This window comes from Massilia sp. PWRC2 (assembly GCF_049896725.1).
Taxonomy (GTDB): Bacteria; Pseudomonadota; Gammaproteobacteria; order Burkholderiales; family Burkholderiaceae_D; genus JAFCUW01.
Map to the genome: position 1 here is coordinate 1 of NZ_JAFCUW010000012.1, position 20,231 is coordinate 20,231.

General features: G+C 59.8%; 18 protein-coding genes. 4 read left to right on the forward strand and 14 right to left on the reverse strand.

All coding sequences use genetic code 11. The features are described from left to right. Positions 1-187, forward strand: a 187-nt coding sequence (locus ACP7BZ_RS20140; RefSeq protein ID WP_426116473.1) for a hypothetical protein, incomplete at its 5' end; no start/stop codon positions are given. 1,308 nt (positions 188-1,495) lie between these two features. Here the strand turns inward: ACP7BZ_RS20140 and ACP7BZ_RS20145 are convergent. The 11 genes from ACP7BZ_RS20145 to oxlT form a co-directional block, all read right to left on the reverse strand. Continuing rightward, complete coding sequence (locus ACP7BZ_RS20145; RefSeq protein WP_426116475.1) at positions 1,496-2,056, reverse strand: DUF4304 domain-containing protein; 561 nt, start codon at positions 2,054-2,056, stop codon at positions 1,496-1,498. 133 nt (positions 2,057-2,189) lie between these two features. After that, complete coding sequence (locus tag ACP7BZ_RS20150; RefSeq protein WP_426116476.1) at positions 2,190-2,591, reverse strand: hypothetical protein; 402 nt, start codon at positions 2,589-2,591, stop codon at positions 2,190-2,192. Between the two features lie 413 nt (positions 2,592-3,004). Further along, positions 3,005-3,940 (reverse strand): nuclease-related domain-containing protein, encoded by a 936-nt coding sequence (locus ACP7BZ_RS20155; protein ID WP_426116478.1) that lies wholly within the window; start codon positions 3,938-3,940, stop codon positions 3,005-3,007. A gap of 358 nt (positions 3,941-4,298) precedes the next feature. Then, positions 4,299-4,742 carry a cyanase gene (cynS, locus tag ACP7BZ_RS20160; RefSeq protein ID WP_426116480.1) on the reverse strand — a complete coding sequence of 148 codons (444 nt, stop codon included), beginning with the start codon at positions 4,740-4,742 and terminating at the stop codon, positions 4,299-4,301. A gap of 30 nt (positions 4,743-4,772) precedes the next feature. Beyond that, positions 4,773-5,621, reverse strand: coding sequence for an ABC transporter ATP-binding protein (locus tag ACP7BZ_RS20165; RefSeq protein WP_426116482.1), 849 nt, complete (start codon positions 5,619-5,621; stop codon positions 4,773-4,775). Then, the gene (gene ntrB / locus ACP7BZ_RS20170; protein ID WP_426116484.1) at positions 5,611-6,468 is read right to left on the reverse strand and encodes a nitrate ABC transporter permease; all 858 of its coding nucleotides are present in this window, start codon (positions 6,466-6,468) and stop codon (positions 5,611-5,613) included. The genes ACP7BZ_RS20165 and ntrB overlap by 11 nt, the downstream gene beginning before the upstream one ends. Position 6,469: 1 nt before the next feature. After that, positions 6,470-7,861, reverse strand: a complete 1,392-nt coding sequence (locus ACP7BZ_RS20175) for a CmpA/NrtA family ABC transporter substrate-binding protein (protein WP_426116486.1) — start codon at positions 7,859-7,861, stop codon at positions 6,470-6,472. A gap of 148 nt (positions 7,862-8,009) precedes the next feature. Continuing rightward, positions 8,010-8,678, reverse strand: a complete 669-nt coding sequence (locus ACP7BZ_RS20180; RefSeq protein ID WP_426116488.1) for a response regulator — start codon at positions 8,676-8,678, stop codon at positions 8,010-8,012. Continuing rightward, positions 8,675-9,889 carry a PAS domain S-box protein gene (locus tag ACP7BZ_RS20185; RefSeq protein WP_426116490.1) on the reverse strand — a complete coding sequence of 405 codons (1,215 nt, stop codon included), beginning with the start codon at positions 9,887-9,889 and terminating at the stop codon, positions 8,675-8,677. The genes ACP7BZ_RS20180 and ACP7BZ_RS20185 overlap by 4 nt, the downstream gene beginning before the upstream one ends. Before the next feature lie 14 nt (positions 9,890-9,903). After that, on the reverse strand, positions 9,904-11,502 hold the full coding sequence (locus ACP7BZ_RS20190) for a gamma-glutamyltransferase family protein (protein ID WP_426116492.1): 1,599 nt from the start codon (positions 11,500-11,502) through the stop codon (positions 9,904-9,906). Positions 11,503-11,612: 110 nt separating this feature from the next. Continuing rightward, positions 11,613-12,884: an oxalate/formate MFS antiporter gene (oxlT, locus tag ACP7BZ_RS20195; RefSeq protein ID WP_426116494.1), complete on the reverse strand. Its 1,272-nt coding sequence runs from the start codon at positions 12,882-12,884 to the stop codon at positions 11,613-11,615. Positions 12,885-13,197: 313 nt separating this feature from the next. Here oxlT and ahpC point away from each other — a divergent pair, with 313 nt between their 5' ends. Together ahpC and ahpF are read left to right on the forward strand one after the other, a co-directional pair. Beyond that, complete coding sequence (ahpC, locus tag ACP7BZ_RS20200; protein ID WP_426116496.1) at positions 13,198-13,761, forward strand: alkyl hydroperoxide reductase subunit C; 564 nt, start codon at positions 13,198-13,200, stop codon at positions 13,759-13,761. A 124-nt stretch (positions 13,762-13,885) separates the two neighbouring features. Next, positions 13,886-15,484 (forward strand): alkyl hydroperoxide reductase subunit F, encoded by a 1,599-nt coding sequence (gene ahpF / locus ACP7BZ_RS20205; protein WP_426116498.1) that lies wholly within the window; start codon positions 13,886-13,888, stop codon positions 15,482-15,484. A gap of 71 nt (positions 15,485-15,555) precedes the next feature. On the opposite strand, the gene ACP7BZ_RS20210 is transcribed toward ahpF, so the two are convergent. Further along, positions 15,556-16,515, reverse strand: a complete 960-nt coding sequence (locus tag ACP7BZ_RS20210; protein ID WP_426116500.1) for an IS1595 family transposase — start codon at positions 16,513-16,515, stop codon at positions 15,556-15,558. A 214-nt stretch (positions 16,516-16,729) separates the two neighbouring features. Between ACP7BZ_RS20210 and ACP7BZ_RS20215 the strand changes: the two genes are divergently transcribed. Next, entirely contained in the window at positions 16,730-17,323 is a 594-nt protein-coding gene (locus tag ACP7BZ_RS20215) for a PEP-CTERM sorting domain-containing protein (RefSeq protein ID WP_426116502.1), read from the forward strand. A 7-nt stretch (positions 17,324-17,330) separates the two neighbouring features. Here ACP7BZ_RS20215 and ACP7BZ_RS20220 read toward each other — a convergent pair whose 3' ends face one another. Both ACP7BZ_RS20220 and ACP7BZ_RS20225 read right to left on the reverse strand, forming a co-directional pair. Next, positions 17,331-18,956, reverse strand: a complete 1,626-nt coding sequence (locus tag ACP7BZ_RS20220) for a UdgX family uracil-DNA binding protein (protein WP_426116504.1) — start codon at positions 18,954-18,956, stop codon at positions 17,331-17,333. Further along, positions 18,932-20,164, reverse strand: coding sequence for a putative DNA modification/repair radical SAM protein (locus ACP7BZ_RS20225; protein WP_426116506.1), 1,233 nt, complete (start codon positions 20,162-20,164; stop codon positions 18,932-18,934). The genes ACP7BZ_RS20220 and ACP7BZ_RS20225 overlap by 25 nt, the downstream gene beginning before the upstream one ends. Between the last annotated feature and the right edge of the window lie 67 nt (positions 20,165-20,231).

Here is a 20,231-nt window from a genome sequence, read left to right on the forward strand (position 1 = left end):
CGTGAAACGCTCGGCTGGAAGTCCCCGCTGGTGGTTTATACCGAACACATGGCTCGGCTACAATTGCAGGCCGATTCGATTCATTAACCCGGTGTTGCACTTGATACTTGAGACCGCCAGGTTTACTATCACCGCGCCAACGATTGCCAAGGTGTATGTGCTGAATAATTTCTTCATTGGATTTTAAGGTGAGCGGGGATTGAATAGGCGACAGACTGCTTCTGGCCGAAACCGGCAGTTCGGCAAGTCCAGCATATTGCCAATCTGAACTTGTTGCAAGTTGTACCGGCTGGCCGCATCCGACCCAGATCGGGCATTTGCATTTGCGTTATTAATGTGCCAAATTGTCTCAGGATTCAGGGATTCTTCTAACCTAGAATTGACCTTACAGAAACGTAAAGTGACAGCGCAGCGCAAATAATTAAATTATTCCGCACGGCTTTCTTGCGCGAAAAACCGCTGAAGAAAAGCCGGAAGCAGCACACCGTCGTTAACCATGCTAACAACGCAAGCAACTTTCCAGCTTCAAAGGCTATCGTCGCATGCGGGTCAGCCTTTGGCCCGTAGACAATTATAGTGACAGCCACTGCGAATAATAAGATCGAAGCTACCAACTCATTCCGCGCTCCGTGGGCGCTTTCTCGGATTAGCGGCTCCCTGGGAATTCGTGGCGATCTGGGATACATAAATCTGTGAAGGCGCACAAAGCTCTTCTTCATCGCATAGTTCATATCGTCTCCAAAATTCTGCATAGTTCTCTCGCCACGTGCAACTGAAAAATTTTGGCTCCGGACAGTTTTCCGCTCTTGGCCCGCACCAGGAGTTCGGCAAGTCTAGCATGTTGCCAATCTGAACTTGTTGTAATTTGTGCTGACTGGCCGCATCTGACCCACAGCGGTCATTCGATTCATCTAGCCTTGGAGCTGATCGGCTATTCTTCTTACGGTGCGTCGCATAAATAGACCACGCAGTAGTTTCATGATGGCCCAGTTCACAACAAATAATGGTGCCACGAGAACTGAAAAACTGTGATAGGACGTCCATAGGGTCCAATACTCACACACCCAAATACATACCGAGGTCAACAACAATAAGATAAACGACCAGTTTCGGCTGACCTCTACGGTCGCCTGATGAATCATGTCTGCCTGAAGCGGTCGAGGCAGACAGTCGAGCTCTCTACAGCCACATAGGAACGGGACAGGTGCAAGTAATCGCCTCGGACGCCTCAAGGCATCCCGTTGCGCCTGCTCGATAACTATATCGCCTCTAACGCATTCGCTTTGTCTTTCGGTATCAATGCCGCTCCCAATCTTGAATTTTTTTCGTTAAAGCGGTCGATCACATAATTGCAATGGGAATTGAAGTTCCGCTTCTGGCCGAAACCGGCTGTTCGAACAAGTCTAGCATGTTGCCAATATGAACTTGTTGCAATTCGTGTTGACTGGCCGCATCTGACCCACTGCGGACCTTCATGTCGAGTCATGCTGCGACGCTATGGTTTAATCAAGGCGCGTTCTGCGTCCGCAGCTTCCTGTTCACGCCCAAGCAGACGCAGGGCAGTGAGTTTGTAGGGGGCTGGAAGATCACGATGGCCCGGAAGATGCCCACTAAGCTCAGCGACGCCTTGCAGCGTTGAAGCCTTGCGAAGATACGGAATCGCAAATTGCTCGATGGCTGAGCGAACTTCATCAGCTGTTTGCGACACGTCTGCGGACGAGCTAATCTCCCACCAGAGATCGCTTGATTCGGGCAATAAGAAACCGAGCCGGACTCCACAGTGCCCAAACCTCCGCTTTACAGGCTCCTCGATGACTACGTCGCCATGGGCGAGCGCGATCGCCGGAAGATATGTCCAAACGTTCACCGTAAATTTGCTTCGATCCGACGCATTCCATTGACTGGACTGAAAATTGATGTGACAAGTTGCATCAGTCTCGGTACGGAAAAAATGGCGGCCCGCTTTTCGAAAGCCCAAGGATTTCAGCAAGGGCTGCGGACCGAGTGCGATGACTTCTTGGACGAACTGGCTCGACTGGTTCTTAGTTGACGGCATTTTTCGAACCTTAGAATGGCGCTGCGATAGTCCGATTCTGGCCGAAACCGGCAGTTCGGCAAGTCTAATATGTTGCTAATCTGAGCTTATTGCAATGTGTGCTGACTGGCCGCATCCGACCCAAAGGTGACTGTCACGTCTGCACCGAATCTGGTCCCGCAGTCATCCAATCGAGGGAAGCACCTCTCCAAGAGCCGCCGACCTTTAGTTCAACAATTTTTTTGGATTTAGTCTGATCGAGCGAAACCCGAATTTCCGAGTTAGCCAAAATAGTAACGAATCGTTCCACATCGCACGTCATTTCGGTCACAAGCTGTTGTTTCTTTTCGCCATGGACACGATAGTAGTCAGCCCATTCTGACCAGAACGTGCCGCAGTCGTCTTTCGCGTCCACAAACCACTCTAATACCTCATACGGGACAGTAACTTCAATCAACAGCCTGTTGGGCTTGCGTATGCATAGAAGGCCAGCGTGTGGCTGTTCAACGAGTTCTACTCCATGGGCATCACGAAGGCAAGCGAGCAGGACTTTCATTCTTTGATTTACTTTATTTTCGTGGGCCGATCGGCTCTCGCCAAGGACCGCTTTTGGCCGATAGCGGACGGTCGGCACTGCTCAGTGTACTCGGCTGTTGCCGGCCGAGCAACTACAGGGTTTTGTTAGGCGCTCTAAACCGAAATTTTTTAAAACGCTAAGTACCAATACAGCTTAAGAAAGTAGCTTTTTACGGTCGAAAATAAAATGATATTTCTCGACAGCGTTGAATTGTGTAGCCGACTCACAACGGGTGACTACTATTTTTTCTCTAACGACGATTGATGATTCAGGCAAACCAGTCTGGTGCCGATATGAATCGATAGTATGTACATACTATTTTAGTATTATTTTTCGAATTTTTTAGAAACCTAATTTTACTTCTTCAGCAAAAAACTGATCCCTTTCAGCACTTAAAACTTTGATTGACAAGTGCGACAGTAAGCTTTGCCGCCAAATCTTAAATTATTATTCCAACAATATTTGGCGACAACAGTTGCAATTGAATTTTTGCAATTAGCGCAAAAATATCCAAGCTCTTCGTTTCTTTTTAACATCGTTGCGGCAGTATCAATTTCCCGCTCGAGATGCCTAGGCGCTACTGGCTCTTTGCTGAGCAATGCTGGCCCTAGGTCAAATTTTTTAATGTAATCCATTCGGCTAGGCTTATGCAATATAAGTAGTTTTTCGCAGATATCTCTGACGGTATCGCTAGAGCATATCTTAAAAATTCCAACCGTATCTTTCAGAGTCAACCCATCCATTTTCTTTTGATACCAAGAAAAAAACTGATCGAGTTTTATGATTGATGCATCTAAATTCGTGATTTTGGGGCGATTTATAATTGCTTTGGGAGAAACTAGGATGACAGAACTATAAGTGGGGTATAGTGTGATGCCAAGCCGCTTCGGCAGACCGATTTCCTTGAATGCATCTTTCAGTACTGATATGTGGCGGGCATTTTGTTCTACCGGAGAGAGAATGCCGACCTCCTTACCCTCGTAGGAAGTCGAAAACTCGCCTCTTTCATTGATCGACAAGCCAGTGCTGAAGGTCTTTGTTTCTAACACGAAGACCTCAAATGCTCGATTCATTAACAAATGATCGATCTGAGCAACTCGACCGCCTATTTCAAGCCGAAGATCGTGAATAACGAATAGATTTTTGCTACGCGCAGCGTAGAAATCTATCTCGAACGCCGCTTGTTTTTCGGTTGCCATACCGATCAATAGATTCCGCAACTCCCTGTCAATTAACTGCTTCTTTTCGGCAGGTACACGTGCGTGAGAAAGCAGTTTCTGAAGTACTGCGATCTGCGACTCTTTGTCGTCTGCTGGTTTGATGAGCATGATTGCCTGAGCTAGGTGCTGGTACAATATTGCATTGTATCAACACTCGGTTGCAATGTGGCTGGTTGATGGGTGTTCGTGTCTAAAAATCAGAAATGACACCACAACAGCTTTTTGACACGGAAGCGGTGTCGCCGATGCAACTGAACCTAACGCCTGGATTTTTTGCCTAAGGTGGATTTTCGAAGGCAGAGGCACTCATGAACGGCAGTTGTTCTTGACCACGCGGCGCTTGGGCAGCTCCTGCTCTACCACTGCGCTAAACGCGCGCGCCGCAATTGGCTCGGGTTTGAGCTTGCCTTACAAAGCGTCGAAAACGTCCTCACGTTGCCGACGCTTGTGGTACGGGCTATTCCCATCAATACATCTTGTACGGCAAAAACTTACCCGACAAAACCACCTGCACCCGATCACCCTTGGGATCAGCCTGGCGCGTAATATCCATGCTGAAATCAATGGCGCTCATGATGCCGTCGCCGAATTCTTCATGGATCAATTCCTTGATGGTGGTGCCATAAATGCTGACGATTTCATACCAGCGATAGATCAGCGGATCGGTCGGCACCGCGCCGGGCAGCGACCCTTTATAGGGCACCACCTGCAGCCATTTCTGTTCTTCCCCATCGAGGCCGAACAGCTCGCCGATGACGGCTGCCTGCTCGCTGGTAAACGTCATCTGGCCCAGGCAGGCGGCCGTGGTCCACTCCTTGCTCTGGCCGACGCGGGTGGCGACGTCTTCCCATTTGATGCCTTTCGATACTTTGGCGGTGATGATTTTTTCGGTGATGTCGTTGCGGTTCATGGCGGCTCCTGTGGCAATCAAAGTAAAGGGTTATGGTGGGTTGGCGCCCGGTCTGGCGCGTTCAATCAAGAAATCGACGATGTGGTTACGCAGCGCGTAATAGCCATCGATATGGTGTAAGCCGGCGCGGGTGCGCGTTTTCGGCAGGGTGTTGATGACGGTTTCACCAATGCCGCCGGCAACATAGCCGCTGGCGCTGTGGGCACCATTCGTCATCAGGAGAATGCGGTCGGCCAGCAGGATCGCTTCGTCGACATCGTGGGTGATCATGAATACCGTCTGGCCGGTGGCCCGCACGATGGCCATCAGCTCGTCCTGGATGGTGCCGCGCGTTAAGGCATCGAGGGCGCCAAACGGTTCATCGAGCAGCAGCATCTTCGGTTCGATGGCAAACGCGCGGGCGATGCCGACGCGCTGCTTCATGCCGCCCGATAGCTGCGCCGGCTTCTTGTCGATGGCCGCCGACAGGCCCACCATGGCGATGTATTTTTCCACCTGCGCCGCCACCTGCGCCGCAGGCCATCCGGGCCAGCGCGAGGCGACGGCGAAGGCGATGTTTTTGCGCACCGTCAGCCACGGCATCAGCGCGTGGCTCTGGAACACCACGCCGCGCTCGAGGCTGGGGCCGGCCACTTCGCGGCCATCCATGAATACCTGGCCGGCGCTGGCCTGATCGAGGCCGGCCAGCACATTGAGGATGGTGGTCTTGCCGCAGCCCGAGTGGCCAATGATGCAAACGAATTCGCCCCGCTCGAGGGTGAACGAGACATCGGCAAACACCGCCTGGTCGGCAATAAACGACTTGGCCAGCCCTTCGATTTGCAGGAAACCGGCGCGCTGCCGGGCCGCCCCTGCGCTCTCTGGCAGATCATTCTTCATACGTCAGCATCCTTTGCACGCGGGCGAACAGCAGGTCGAGCAGCATGCCGACGATGCCGATGACGGCAATGGCGAACATCACATTGGTCAGCGACAGGTTGTTCCACTCGTTCCAGACAAAATAGCCAATGCCGGTACCGCCAACGAGCATTTCAGCGGCGACAATGACCAGCCAGGCAATACCCATGCTGATGCGCATGCCAGTCAGGATGGTGGGCGCGGCGGCCGGCAAGATCACCAGCAGGGCTTTGCGCAGGGGCCGCACTTCGAGGGTGGCGGCAACATTGAGCCACTCGCGCTTGACGGCAGCGACGCCAAAGGCCGTGTTGATCAACATCGGCCACACCGAGCAGATAAAGATGACGAAGATGCCGCTCATCGCAGCGTCCTTGATGGTGTACAGCGCCAGCGGCATCCACGCCAGCGGAGAAATGGGCTTGAGTACCTGGATAAACGGATCTAACGCGCGCCGCAGCAGCGGTGACATGCCGATCACGAAGCCGAGCGGGATGGCGATCACGCACGCCAGCGCAAAGCCCAGCCCCACCCGCGCCAGCGAATAGCCCAGCTGCAGCAAAATGCCCTTGTCATTCGGTCCGTTGTCGTACAGGGGATCGGATAGCTGCTTGCAGATGGTCTGGCCCATCTGCCCAGGGGTGGGAAAGCCGTTCGGCTTGGTGGCGCCGGCATCCTTGCCCATCATTTTGGCGTACTCGAGCTGCTCGGCATTCATTGCCGAAGCGGCCGCCGGCGCGGTCGGCAAGGTGGCGGTGTACCAGACGCCAATGAACAGCAGGAATAGCAGCAGCGATAACAGCGCCGCCTTCCACTGGAGAGTGCGCTCCATCTCAGCCCGCGCTCTTGCTGATGGCGAAGCTCTGGACATATTTCTCGGGCTGGGCGGGATCGAATTCCTTGCCCATCACCTTGAACTTTTTGTAGGCGCCCGCCTCCGGGGTAAACCCGGCCAGTGTCATTTGCCGCTTGGCGTCCGTCAGCAGGAACACTTTTTCGGCAATCTGGCGGTAATTGACGTCGCCCTTGATATACCCCCAGCGCTTCATCTGCGTGAGCATCCACACCGCCATGCTTTGCCACGGCATCGGATCGAAATTGGCGCGCTCGGGGACGTTGCGGATATTGCCCAGGCCATCGGCGAACTTGCCGGTCAACACCTGGTTGATCACCGCTTCCGGCTGGTTCAAATACTGGGTGGGCGCGATCACCTTGGCGATCAGGGCGCGGTCCTTGGGCTGGCTGGCCATGTACGAGGCCGACAGCACGGCGCGATACAGGGCAGCGAAGGTGTTCGGGTTTTGTTGAATGAAGGCGTCGCTCATGCCAAAGGCGCAGCACGGGTGGCCATCCCAGATGTCTTTCGACAGCAGGTGAATGAAACCGATCTCGTCATACACGGCGCGCTGGTTGAACGGGTCCGGCCCCAGAAAACCGTCGATATTGCCGGCGCGCAGATTGGCGACCATTTCCGGCGGCGGCGTCACGCGGATCTGCACGTCGGTGTCGGGATTGAGACCGTGCTCGGCCAGGTAATAGCGCAGCAGGAAATTGTGCATGCTGTACTCGAAGGGCACGGCAAATTTAAACCCCTTCCACGAACGGGGATCGCGCCGCTCCTTGTGCTTCAAATGCAGGGTGATGGCCTGGCCATTGGTGTTCTGGATGCTGGCAACATTCATATTGATCTGGCTGGAGCCGAGCCCCATCGTCATCGCCAGCGGCATCGGCGACAGGAAGTGCGAGGCGTCGTGTTCGCGGTTGACCATCTTGTCGCGGATAAGCGCCCAGCCTGCCGTTTTATTGAGCTGCACATTGAGCCCCTCGCGCTTATAAAAGCCCAGCGGGTCGGCCATGATCAGGGGCGCGGCGCAAGTGATGGCGATGAAGCCGATTTTCAGGTCTTTCTTTTCCAGTGGTGCCTTCGCCTTATCCTGCGCCATCGCTTGCAGCGAGGCCATCGGCAGCACCGAGGCAATGGCGGCGCGCACGGTACCGGCGCCGACGGCGCGCAGAAAATTGCGGCGCACGCGCTCGACGGGAAACATGGCCTTGACCAGGCTCGCTTCGATAAAGTCGCGCGACAGTGCATCGGGGTCGCTGGCCGCCATGGCCGCACCGTGCTGCTGCGGCGCATGATCCTGGCCGCAGCCACAGCGCAACAGGGTGCGCTCGGCATCGTAGGGCGAATACGGGGAAGACGACGATTCAGGAATGTTAGCCATGGCATGCACCTCGAGTGGAAGATGCTTGTTACCTGAGCAAGCGGCGTGCCCGAAAACGCTGATGTCAGCCCGCCCGGCCGCGCATCGCACAGATCGCGGGTGGCGCAGCGACAGCCTGTAGGGGCGGCCCTACACGGCGTGTCGACGATCAGCGTGCCGGGCCCGTCGTCGCCAGCCGTTCGGCATACAGGGCCAGCGCCACATCGTTTTTGGCGCCGGTTTTTTCCAGGATGCGGGCGCGGTAGGTGCTCACCGTATTGGCTGCCAGCCCCAGCTGCGCACCAATTTCGCTCACCGAGTGGCCAGTCACGAGCAGGCGGAACACCTGGTGCTCGCGGTGCGACAGGGCGTCGGGGCTGGCGCTGCCCTTGACTGGTGCAGCGATGGCGCCCGCCAGTGCCTCGGCGGTGGCGGCGCTGACGTAGCGGCCGCCGGCGGCCACCTTGCGCACGGCGGCGATCATGTCGTCGGCATCGGCGCTCTTGTTCAGGTAGCCCGCCGCACCGAGCTTGAGGCAGCGCACCGCATACTGTTTTTCCGGGTAGGTGCTCAGCATCAGCACGGGCAGGCCAGGCGAATGCTTGCGCAGGTGCTGCAGCACGTCGAGGCCATCCCTTTCCGGCAGGGCGATATCGAGCAGAACGACGTCGAGCGCGGTGCCGGCGGCTTCCAGCTGGGCGACCTTGGTGATGACATCGGGCCCGCTGTGCGCTTCGGCGATCACGCGCAGGTCGGCAGCATCGGCCAGCACCTGCTTGACGCCTTCGCGCACGATGCGGTGGTCGTCAGCGATCAGGATATTGATGAGGCCACTCACGGCGTCAGCGCCAGCGGCATGGTGAGCGTCAATTGCGCACCGTGGCCGGGCGCGCTGGCAATGACGATCTGGCCGCCGAAGTGGCGGGCCCGTTCGCGCATGCCCATCACGCCGTACGCGCTGGCCGCCTCGAAGGCGGCGCTGGCGGCGCCGATGCCGTCGTCGGCCACCGTCAGCAGCAGCTGTTGATCACGCACGCGCAGATCGATGGCGATGCGGCTGGCGCGCGCATGGCGGCCCACATTGCTGAGCATCTCCTGGAAAATCCGGAACACGGCCATCGCTGGCGCCTGCGGCAACTGCACGCCGGGATCGACCTGCAGCTGCCAGTCGAGCGCCAGTTCGGCCGACTGCACAAACTCTTGCGCCTGCCATTCGAGCGCCGCCCACAGGCCCTGGTGATCGAGGATGCTGGGGCGCAGATCGGTGATGATGCGGCCGACATTTTGCACCGCCGTCTCGATCATCCGGCTCATGCCCTGGCACTTGCTGCGCAGGCCCGTGCGCACCGTGTCGGCTTCCTGCGGCGAGCGCGCTGCCTGCTCGGACAGGCGCCGGTCAAGCCAGTTGACATCCATCTTCAGCGCCACCAGCAGGCTGCCCAGTTCATCGTGCACTTCGCGGGCGATGCGGGTGCGTTCATCTTCGCGCACCTGGTCAAGGTAGGCCGACAGTTCGCGCAGCTGGCCCAGTGCGGCACTCAGTTCGCCGGTGCGGGCGGCGACGCGCGCTTCGAGTTCATCGTTGGCCCGTTTGAGGGCATCGGCTTCGCGCTTTCGCGCCGTGATGTCCATGAAGGTGACGACAGCGCCGCACACCTGCTGGCCATCGATGATGGGATAGCTCGAATACTCGACCGCAAAGGCGCTGCCGTCGCGGCGCCAGAACACTTCGCTATCGATGCGGCACGGCAGCCCCTGGCGAAAGGCGTTGAAGATGGGGCAGTCGGTGTCGGCATACGGGGCGCCACTGGCATGGCTGTGGTGGGTCAGCGCATGCATGTTTTTGCCGTGTACCTCGGGCGGCTCGAAGCCGAGCATGCGCGCGCCCGAGCGGTTAATAAAAATGCAGTGGCCGGCCAGGTCGACCCCGAAAATGCCCTCGCCGGTCGACTCCATCAACAGGCTCAGTTGATGCTGCCACAGGGGGGCGCTGGCGCGGTCCAACTCCAGCGCCGCCGCTGGCGGCACGCAAAGGGCGTCCGGATGCATGCGAGGGCAGCGCGCTACCAGGCGGCGACGGCGCCGTCGGAACGGGGATCGGACGCCCCTTCGAGCACGCCATCGGCATGGCGCACGATGGCGCCGGCGTGGCCCATGGTTTCATCGAACGGCCGCAGCACTTCGACGTCGTGGCCACGCGCGGCCAGTGCGTCAACCACCGCTTGGGGAAAGCGCTGTTCGAGTTTCAAGGTGTCGGACGTCTGGCCCCAGGTGCGTCCGAGCAGCCAGCGCGGCGCGCTGACCGCCGTTTGCAGGGGCTGGCCAAACACCACGTGGCGGGTGAAGACGGCGGCCTGGGTTTGCGGCTGACCGTCGCCGCCCATGGTACCGTAGACCATCACGCGACCGTCCTTGAGGCGCGCCGCCGCCGGGTTCAAGGTATGAAATGGCTTTTTACCGGGTTTGAGGGCCAGCAGCTGGTGGGCGTCGAGGCTGAACGAAGCGCCGCGGTTTTGCCAGTTGATGCCGGTCTGCGGCAGCACCACGCCGCTGCCGAATTCGTGATAAATGCTCTGGATGAAGGACACCGCTAAACCATCCTGGTCGATCACCCCCATCCAGATGGTGTCGCCCGGCCCCTTGCCTTCGCCCCACGGCGCGGCGTGTTCGAGGCTGATGTCGGCGGCCAGCGCGTCGAGCCGTTCGTCGCTCAGCAGCGCCTGGCCAGCGATGGCCATGTGGCGCGGATCGGTGATGAACTGGTCGCGCAGGCGGAACGCGCGCTTGGTCGCTTCGACCACCAGGTGCACGTGATCGGCACTGTCGGCTTGCACCTCGCGCAGACCGACGCGGTCGAGCAGGCCGAGGATGGCCAGCGACACCGCGCCCTGGGTGGGCGGCGTCATATTAAACAGTTCACCGGCCGAATGGGACAGGTGCAGCGGGGTGACGCGCTGCGCGCGGTAGGCGGTCAGGTCGTCACCATCGAGCAGTGAACCGACTGCCGCCAGATCGGCGGCGATGCGCTGCGCCAGCGGGCCGCGGTAATAACTGTCGAGGCCATCGTCGGCCAGGCTGGTGAGTGTCGCGGCCAGGCGCGGCTGGATAAAACGCTGGCCAGCCAGCGGCACGGCGCCATCGATGAGGAACTGCTGGCAAAAGCCCGGCTGATCGCGCAGTTCGGCCAGCTTGCTGGCGGTGGCATTGTGCTGGCTCTGGGTGACGGCGACGCCGTCGCGCGCATAGCCAATGGCGTCTTCGAGCAGGCGCGCGAGCGGCAGGCGGCCGCCCATTTCGGCGGCCAGCTCAAAGGCGCACTGCCAGCCGCCGATGGTGCCGGCCACCGTATTGGCAGCGAGCGGCCCGCGCACGGGAATGGCGGCCAGACCGCGCGCTTGGTAGGCGGCGATGGTGGCGCCGTGCGCCGCCGGACCGCAGGCGTCGATGGCAACCGGGGTCCCGCCAGGCGGCACGATCAGCCAGAACGAATCGCCGCCGATGCCATTCATGTGCGGATAGACGGTGGCGATGGTGGCGGCAGCGGCGATCATCGCTTCGATGGCGTTGCCGCCGCTGCGCATGACGGCCAGCGCCGTTTGCGACGCCAGGTGGTGCGGCGCGACTGCCATCGCCCGGGTCGAGCGGGCCGTGTGATTGAGCATGGGGTGATCCTGATAAGTCGTGCAGAGGCTGAAATACGAAAGCGCGCGCCGAAGCGCGCACGGGTTCACCTTACGCCCAAACGCCCTCGCTGTGCAAGGGACGCAAGGGTTCAGCGCTTCGCCGCCATCCAGCGCCGGCGCATCGGGCGCAGCACGAAGAAGGCCAGCAGCGCGGTGATGAAATCCATGGCGATGACGACTTCGAAGACGGGAATCCAGCTGCCCGTTTTTTCGTGCAGCAGGGCTGCCAGCGGGCCGCCGAACACCGAGCCGACCCCCTGTGCCATATACAGAAAGCCGTAGTTGGTGGTGGCGTTGCGGCTGCCGAAGGTATCGGTGAGGGTGGACGGGAACAGCGAGAAAATTTCGCCCCAGCCGAAAAACACCACGCCCGACATCAGCACGAACAGCACCGCATTGTCGCGCGTGGCCAGCCAGATGATCATCGCCACCCCTTCCAGCCCGAACGCCACCGTCATGGTGTTTTCGCGGCCAATGCGGTCCGACACCCAGCCAAAGAATGGCCGCGTGAGGCCATTGGTAAAGCGGTCGATGGTCAAGGCCAGCGGCAGCGCAGCCATGCCGAACACCATGGTGCCGGTGACGCCAAAATCCTTGGCGAAGCTGCCCATCTGCGAAATGACCATCAGGCCGGAAGTCGACATCATCGTCATCATCAGGAACATCAGCCAGAACACGGGGGTCTTGAGCATGGCGGCGGGCGCAGTGTCGGCGCTGGCGCTGGTGGCGGGACGGTGGGCGGTGATCCACTCAGCGGGCGGCCGTTTTAACAGTTGGGCGGCCAGCAGGCCGACCACGCCGATCACCAGGCCATAGGTGAGCAGGGTGGTTTGATAGCTGCCGGCGGCCAGGCTGGCCGCAATCGGAAACGTGGTCAAGATGGCGCCCATGCCGTAGCCGGCGGCCACCAGGCCGGTGGCCAGGCCACGCTTGTCGGGAAACCATTGGACCATCAAGCCAACCACGCCGACGTAGATGATGCCGGTACCGATGCCGCCGATCAGGCCATAGGTCAGGTAGATCCCCATCACCGAAGTCGCTTGCGCGGCCAGCACCCAGCTGGCACCGGTCAGCAGCGCGCCCACCGACAGCAGCAGGCGCGGGCCGAAACGCTCGACCAGAAAGCCCTGAAATGGCGACAGAAACGTCTGCAGCACGATCAGGATGGAAAAGGTGATCTGCAGCTGCGACAGCGGCACGCCGAACTGCGCCAGCAGCGGCTTGGTAAACAGCGTCCACACATACTGGGGACTGGAAATGGCCATCATGCAGATGACGCCGGCGGCCAGTTGTACCCACCTGGTGGAGGCGGCATTGCCGGACACTGCAGAGGCGGGCATGGAAACGGATAATTCGGACATGGACGACCCTTGAGAGCAACGCAAGCTGCGTTATCAGGGGTAAAGCAATTTACGCGCCACGCATTTGCCGGCCTTGCAATTGAACGCACTCCCGCTTGGCACAACAATCAGGCGCCAGCGTCTTTACGAGCGGTACAGTTTGGTGCGCGAGGGCACAGCAAGGGTGCGTTCGGGCGGCGGCTCATAGCATTTCCAATCGGCGCGATTGAAACAACCAATCAGGCAAGCGGCGAATCTGATGTATCCTGTTTTCAATGAGTTCTTCTCATTCGATAGTTTTTATTAACCGACCCACTGCATACGAGGATCTCCCATGTCTCTGATCAATACCCAGGTTCCAGCGTTTAAAACCCAAGCTTTCCATAATGGCAAATTCATCGAAGTGACCAACGAGAGCCTCAAGGGCAAATGGTCGGTCATCATTTTCATGCCTGCCGCTTTCACCTTTAACTGCCCGACCGAAGTAGAAGATGCGGCTGACAACTACGCCGAATTCCAGAAAGTCGGCGCCGAGGTCTACATCGTCACCACCGACACCCACTTCTCGCACAAAGTGTGGCACGAGACCTCCCCAGCCGTGGGCAAGGCCAAGTTTCCGCTGGTCGGCGATCCAACCCACACCCTGACGCGTGGCTTTGGCGTGCACATCGAAGAAGAAGGCCTGGCCCTGCGCGGCACCTTCATCGTCAATCCGGATGGCGTCATCAAGACGCTGGAAATCCATGACAACGCCATCGCCCGCGACGTCAAGGAAACCCTGCGCAAGCTAAAAGCTGCCCAGTTCGTCGCCGCTCACCCAGGCCAGGTCTGCCCTGCCAAGTGGAATGAAGGCGCTGCCACCCTGACCCCATCGCTGGACCTGGTCGGCAAGATCTAACACGTGCAGTAACAACTGGAGGGGTGTGCTGCCTTGCCGCCCCTCTGTTTTCCACCCTGACGCAGCGGACGTTCGCAGTTGAACTGCAAGGCTGAATTTTCATACCAACTTTACGGATATCGACATGCTTGACGCCACTCTCAAAACCCAATTGCAGGCCTATCTACAGAACCTGCGTACCCCGATCACTCTCATCGCCACGCTCGACGACAGCGCCAAGAGCGCCGAACTGCGCGCGCTGTTACTCGATATCGCCAGCCTGTCCGACAAGGTCAGCGTCGACGAATCGGGCACCGATGCCCGTTCGCCGTCCTTCCTGATCGCCAAACAGGGCGAAAGCCGTGGCGTGCGTTTTGCCGCCATTCCGCTGGGCCACGAATTTACCTCGCTGGTGCTGGCCCTGTTGTGGACTGGCGGTCACCCGCCAAAAGTGGAAAACGATGTGCTCGAGCAAATCAGGTCGCTCGGCGCCGGCAATTTTGAGGTGTATATGTCCCTCTCCTGCCACAACTGCCCGGACGTGGTGCAGGCGGCCACGCTGATGGCCATTTACAACCCGCAGATCAATACCGTCGTCATCGATGGCGGCATGTACCAGAGCGAAGTCGATGCACGCCAGGTGATGGCGGTGCCGATGGTGTTCAAGGACGATGCCCTGTTCGGTGCTGGTCACATGACGCTGGAAGAAATCGTCGGCAAGCTCGACGTCAATTCGGCCGACCGCGAAGCAAGCAAGCTCAACGAAAAAGCACCGTACGACGTCCTCATCGTCGGTGGCGGTCCGGCTGGCGCTGCAGCGGCCGTGTATGCGGCGCGCAAGGGCATCCGCGTGGGCGTTGCCGCCGAGCGTTTCGGTGGCCAGACCAACGACACCATGGCGATTGAAAACTATATTTCCGTGCTGGAGACCGACGGCCCGAAATTCGCCCTGGCGCTCGAAGCGCAGGTGCGCCATTACGATGTCGACATCATGAACCTGCAGCGCGCTGACCGCATCGTGCCGGCTGCCACGCCGGGCGGGCTGGTGGCCGTGCACATGCAAAACGGCGGCGTGCTGCGCGCCCGCAGCGTGATCGTCTCGACCGGTGCGCGCTGGCGCAATGTCAATGTACCCGGCGAAGCCGAGTACAAGAACAAGGGCGTGGCATATTGCCCGCACTGCGACGGCCCCCTGTTCAAGGGCAAGCGCGTGGCCGTGATTGGCGGCGGCAATTCCGGCATCGAAGCGGCCATCGACCTCGCTGGCCTGGTCGAGCACGTGACAGTGATCGAATTTGCCGACGCCCTCAAGGCCGATGCCGTGCTGGTCAACAAGCTGCACAGTCTGCCCAACGTCAGCGTGCAGGTGAACGCCCAGACCACCGAGATCAGCGGCGACGGCCAGAAGGTCAACGGCATCAGCTACAAGGACCGTGTCAGCGGTGACATCCACCATGTGGCGCTGGCGGGTGTGTTCGTGCAAATCGGCCTGGTGCCGAACACGGAATTCCTCAAGGGAACGCTGGAATTGAGTAAATTTGGCGAAATCGTCATCGACTCGCGCTGCCACACGAACATCGCCGGCGTGTTCGCCGCCGGCGACGTCACCACGGTGCCGTACAAGCAGATCGTCGTCGCCGCCGGCGAGGGCTCGAAGGCGGCTTTGAGTGCCTTCGATTACCTGATTCGCCAGCCCGTTGATGAGCCGGCCAAGGTGGCCGAAGAAGTGCTGAGCGCTGCCTGATGTAACTTGCCGACGTGCCGCAAAGCCGACCCTGCACAGCAGGGCCGGCTTTTTTTTAGGCGCTTTCACCGCTAGCTCCGGAAAACCCTCAGCGCCGCTCTGAGGAAGCTTTCGGCGCAGTCGATGCGGTTGCCATCAATGGCCCAGCGCCAACCCAGGTAATTGGCCAGATAGCGGGTCGCAACGCCATTGAAATGACGCAGCCAGCCCTTAAAGCGGCTGTGATAGCTGTTGACGTTTTGTACGTGAATGGCGCCATCGACGCGGATTTTTCGCTTGAGATTGACGGCGCGGTGGGCAATGCCGGCGTCGCGGGTAAACCGGCGGTAGACCGGATTGCCATCGCTGACCAGCAAGGCATCGCTCTGCAGTTTTGGCAACAAATGACGCTGCAGGCTCGCCGCCTTTAAAGCGCCACGGCCGCCGATAAAATCAATGGTATTACCGGCGCGGTCGCGCGCCACCACGATATTGACCTGTTCGGCCGAAATGCCGCGCCGGCTGGCGACGCCACCGCGCCGGCGCGCAGGTCGTGTTAACTGCTTCGCTCCCTTTTGCGACTCCAATAAAAACGTCTCGTCAACTTCGACGATGCCCTGCAGGCTGCGCGGCCGGTCAAATCTCACCCAGTCGAGAAAACGGTGGCGCCACCGAAAACTGGTGTTTGCATGCACGCCCACTTTATCGGCCGCCCGCTGCACGGTACATGCCGGATCGCGCAAACAATCAAAATAACTCAGCCAGCGATCTTTATGGCGCAGGCGCGCCAGCGGGGTGCCGGTCAACGCATTAAATGAGCGGCCGCATTGGCGGCAGCGATAGCGTTGCAAGCCATTGGCGCTGCCGTCGCGATACAGACTGGTGCCATGGCAGCGCGGACACTGCAAGCGGTCCCGGGCCGCCTGTTCGATCAGGGCGCAGGTGCGTTCGCCGAAAATCGAGTGGGCCATCTCCAGGCACACTTCCTCGCGCTCGTGCAGGCCCAGCCTGCGCAGGCGTCGTAACAGACGGTCGAAAGCGGCGCGGTCCATATCCCTCTCCCCAATCCATGGTCGAGTAACTTGGAGTCGCATTTAAAAATGAAGTTCCGGCGCTGTCCCGACTTTACGGCTAAAGCGCCTTTTTTTATGAAGTCAATCGTGTTGTTTGTGTGAACAAAAAGATAGATAAAAAGTTAAGCTTACGGGGCGCTTTCGGGGGGGACATTTACACTTTCTTTTCCCTCAACTGGTCGGAGTGTGAAAAATGCATCCCTTCATCAAATCGCTGGTCCTTTCCGCTTTGCTGTTGTGCTCGGCAGTAGCACAGGCATCGCTCTACACGCTGGACTTTTCGGCGAGCAGTTTCGGTCCCGGCGTTTTCAGCAATACGACGGCGCCGCAGTCGCCTGTCAGCGGTTCGATCACCTTCTCGGCGCCGACCCTTGGTGCGCCCGCCACCGCCATCAACGCTATCAATCTGGTCATCCACGGCCACACCTACACCACCGCCGAAGTGGGGTTCGGCACTTACAGCGATGGCTACGTGTTCGGTGCGATTGCCAACGGCGTCGGCGTCGGCAAAGCTGGCACGGACGACTTTTATTTGATTCTGTCGAGCGGCCTGAATGTATTTTCGTATTCTCAGGTCGGCATCTTCGATACCTGGGTGACGCGCGCCGTCAACGCCAGCATTACCCCGCAAGTGGCGGCGGCGGTGCCGGAGCCGGCGCCACTGCCGCTGCTGCTGGCCGGTCTTGCCACCCTGGTCGTCGCACGCCGGCGCAACAGCAGCGCCGACGTCGCCAGCGCTGCGGCAGCAGCAACAGCAACAGCAACAGCAACAGCAACAGCAACATAAGGCCCGTTTATGACGCTGGCGACCGGCCCGCGCGGGTCAGCGTCTGCGCCATCTGCAAGCCGGCGATCATCACCTGCGTGGCCTGCTGCTTGCTCGCCTCGTCCGGCACGCGCAGCACGTAGGATGGGTGGTAGACGGCCACCACCCAGCGGCCCTGATGGGCAAGCGGCTGGCCCAGTACATCTTTCAGATGGATGTGGGCATTGCCCAGCACGGCTTTCAGCGCGGTGCTGCCAAGGGCGACGATGACCAGCGGATCGACCGTCAGCAGTTCCTGCTCAAGCCAGACACTGCACGCTTCGACTTCGCGCTGCGCCGGGGTTTTGTGGAGGCGGCGCTTGCCGCGCGGCTCCCATTTAAAATGTTTGACGGCATTGGTCAGATAGACGGCGCGCCGTTCGACGCCAGCGGCATCCATCACCCGGTCGAGCAACTGACCGGCCGGGCCAATAAACGGCAATCCGGCCAAGTCTTCCTGGTCACCAGGCTGCTCACCGACGAGCATGATGCGGGCGTCGCCCGGACCGACCCCGGCCACGGCCTGGGTGGCATGCTGCCACAGGGGGCAACGGCGGCATTGCGCCAGCGCGCTGGGCGCCTCGCGTTGCGGCTGCGCCTGTGCCGCCGTGATGGCGATGGTGGTGCCATGGCGCTGGCCCACGGAGACGGTCTGGCCGGTACGCCGGGCGCCGGCCGCCGCCTGCGTCACCATCGCCGGTACCACCTGCCCTTCCGGCAGATTTTTCCAGAAACGCGATGGAATATGGCTTTCCATCAGCTTGGCGTTCAGGCGCGCCGGATTAAAAATACTGCGATAGTACGTCAGCCACAACGCTTCGCCGGCGTCGATCAGTTCGGCTTCGCTGCGCAACAGCGGACCGGAGAGATGCAGTGCGGCGCCATCCCACAGCACGCTGGCGTCCGGTGTAGCGATCAGCCAGCTCACCTTGCCCATGCGGCTGACGAAGTGCTGGGCCACTTGCGGCAATACATCGTGCGCCGGCTCAAACCAGGCGACGAAGCGGGGCGGCCCGTCCGCTTCGGCGCGCTCCCTGAAACGGATATAAGCGTGCATGTCATGCTCTTCGCGCCGGACCGCTTTGACCATCGCATGCAGGCGGCTGCCATCTTCGTCGGCCGCCGACAGCACCACCTGCTCGCCCTGCCGCCAGCGCCAGACCACGCGGTACAGAAAGGCCCAGCGGTCGGGCACGCGACAGCAGGCGGCTTTTTGCAGCATGTCCATCAACTGGCGCGAAATGCGCACGCCCGTGCCGGCCGCGGGCACGCTGCGCGGCGCCGCCGCCGATGGCGTCAGGACAGTCGGCGCGGCGGCGTCATTGCCAAATAAATCGGCGGTGGCGGCGGTCATGGCCGGGGTAGCCGGGGTGGCCGGTGAGACATTCACAGCCGATGGCGATGACGGCGCCGCGTGGTCGCCGCTGGCCGTCAACAAATCGCCATCCTGATCGGGCATCAGCCATGTCACTGCGTGCGGCGCCACACTGGCCGCCAACAATTGGCGCGCAGCCTCTCTCCAGCTGGCGAAGTCGTGCACGCGCACCGGTGCGCCGGCAGCGACCGCCTCCGCCGCGTCGGCCAGCTGGCCTAGGCCGCTTGCAATTCCGTCCATAGCGGTAGCTGGGTTGGCACTTCCGTCAGCGAGCGCCGCAACAGTTCCGAGGCGACGCCGCCGTTGGCCGGCGAATAGTCGGCGGTAACGATGAACGGCGCGATTTTTTTCATGCTGCAGCGCAGCCGGGTGAGGTCGACATAACGAATGCGCCGCAGCTGGCGCAGTTCGACCAGCCTTTTGGCGTTGCGCAGGCCAATACCGGGTACGCGCGCGATCATGCTGGCGTCGGCCAGGTTGAGGTCCATGGGAAAATGTTCGCGGTGCGCCAGCGCCCAGGCCAGCTTCGGATCAATGTCGAGCGCCAGGTTGCCGCCACCCGCCGGCAACAGCTCGCTGGCGACAAAGCCGTAGCTGCGCAACAGAAAATCGGCCTGGTACAAGCGGTGTTCGCGCAGCATGGGCGGCGGCGCCAGCGGCACGCTTTTCGGGCTTTCTGGAATCGGACTAAACGCCGAGTAATAGACGCGCTTTAATTTATAACTCGTGTACAGCGTTTCAGCCGTCGACAGGATGGTTTGATCGTCGCTGGCGTCGGCGCCGACGATCATTTGCGTGCTCTGCCCGGCGGGGGCGAAGCGGGGCGATTTGGGCTCCTGCGCCTTTTCGTCGAGACGCTGGCGGATGGCGCCCATCGCCAGCTTGATGGTGTGCACGCTTTTTTCGGGCGCCAGCTTTTCCACGCTGGCGGCGGTCGGCAATTCGATGTTGACGCTGAGGCGGTCGGCATATTTGCCCGCAAGCGCAATCAACGCCGGGTCGGCATCGGGGATGGTTTTTAAGTGGATGTAACCACGGAACTGGTGCACCTCGCGCAGCTGGCGGGCGATGTGCACCAGTTGCTCCATGGTGTAATCGGCCGAGCGGATGATGCCCGAACTGAGGAACAGGCCATCGATATAATTGCGCAAATAAAAATCGATGGTCAGCTTGACCACTTCGTCGACATCGAAGCGTGCACGCGCCACGTTGGAGCTGCGACGGTTGACGCAGTACTGGCAATCGTAGATACAAAAATTGGTCAGCAAAATTTTAAGCAGGGACACGCAGCGGCCGTCCGGCGTGTAGCTGTGGCAAATGCCCATGCCGGTGGTGGCGCCGATCCCATCTTTGCCCTCGGAACTGCGACGGGGCGCGCCGCTGCTGGCGCACGAAGCGTCGTACTTGGCAGCATCTGCCAGAATTTCCAGCTTGTCAGTCAGTTCCATGGGCGCGCTCGTTACTGTATATACGTACAGTATATTACAGCAAAGCGCAGCTGGCGGCGCACGCTTG

What these genes read in the sequence shown, in the direction of transcription:
- ACP7BZ_RS20220 (WP_426116504.1), bottom strand. Translation starts at nt 18,956, where the DNA reads ATGGACGGAATTGCAAGCGGCCTAGGCCAGCTGGCCGACGCGGCGGAG.
- ACP7BZ_RS20165 (WP_426116482.1), bottom strand. Translation starts at nt 5,621, where the DNA reads ATGAAGAATGATCTGCCAGAGAGCGCAGGGGCGGCCCGGCAGCGCGCC.
- ACP7BZ_RS20150 (WP_426116476.1), bottom strand. Translation starts at nt 2,591, where the DNA reads ATGAAAGTCCTGCTCGCTTGCCTTCGTGATGCCCATGGAGTAGAACTC.
- ACP7BZ_RS20175 (WP_426116486.1), bottom strand. Translation starts at nt 7,861, where the DNA reads ATGGCTAACATTCCTGAATCGTCGTCTTCCCCGTATTCGCCCTACGAT.
- ACP7BZ_RS20155 (WP_426116478.1), bottom strand. Translation starts at nt 3,940, where the DNA reads ATGCTCATCAAACCAGCAGACGACAAAGAGTCGCAGATCGCAGTACTT.
- ACP7BZ_RS20215 (WP_426116502.1), top strand. Translation starts at nt 16,730, where the DNA reads ATGCATCCCTTCATCAAATCGCTGGTCCTTTCCGCTTTGCTGTTGTGC.
- ahpC (WP_426116496.1), top strand. Translation starts at nt 13,198, where the DNA reads ATGTCTCTGATCAATACCCAGGTTCCAGCGTTTAAAACCCAAGCTTTC.
- ACP7BZ_RS20190 (WP_426116492.1), bottom strand. Translation starts at nt 11,502, where the DNA reads ATGCTCAATCACACGGCCCGCTCGACCCGGGCGATGGCAGTCGCGCCG.
- ACP7BZ_RS20225 (WP_426116506.1), bottom strand. Translation starts at nt 20,164, where the DNA reads ATGGAACTGACTGACAAGCTGGAAATTCTGGCAGATGCTGCCAAGTAC.
- ntrB (WP_426116484.1), bottom strand. Translation starts at nt 6,468, where the DNA reads ATGGAGCGCACTCTCCAGTGGAAGGCGGCGCTGTTATCGCTGCTGCTA.
- ACP7BZ_RS20210 (WP_426116500.1), bottom strand. Translation starts at nt 16,515, where the DNA reads ATGGACCGCGCCGCTTTCGACCGTCTGTTACGACGCCTGCGCAGGCTG.
- ACP7BZ_RS20145 (WP_426116475.1), bottom strand. Translation starts at nt 2,056, where the DNA reads ATGCCGTCAACTAAGAACCAGTCGAGCCAGTTCGTCCAAGAAGTCATC.
- ACP7BZ_RS20185 (WP_426116490.1), bottom strand. Translation starts at nt 9,889, where the DNA reads ATGCATCCGGACGCCCTTTGCGTGCCGCCAGCGGCGGCGCTGGAGTTG.
- cynS (WP_426116480.1), bottom strand. Translation starts at nt 4,742, where the DNA reads ATGAACCGCAACGACATCACCGAAAAAATCATCACCGCCAAAGTATCG.
- oxlT (WP_426116494.1), bottom strand. Translation starts at nt 12,884, where the DNA reads ATGTCCGAATTATCCGTTTCCATGCCCGCCTCTGCAGTGTCCGGCAAT.
- ahpF (WP_426116498.1), top strand. Translation starts at nt 13,886, where the DNA reads ATGCTTGACGCCACTCTCAAAACCCAATTGCAGGCCTATCTACAGAAC.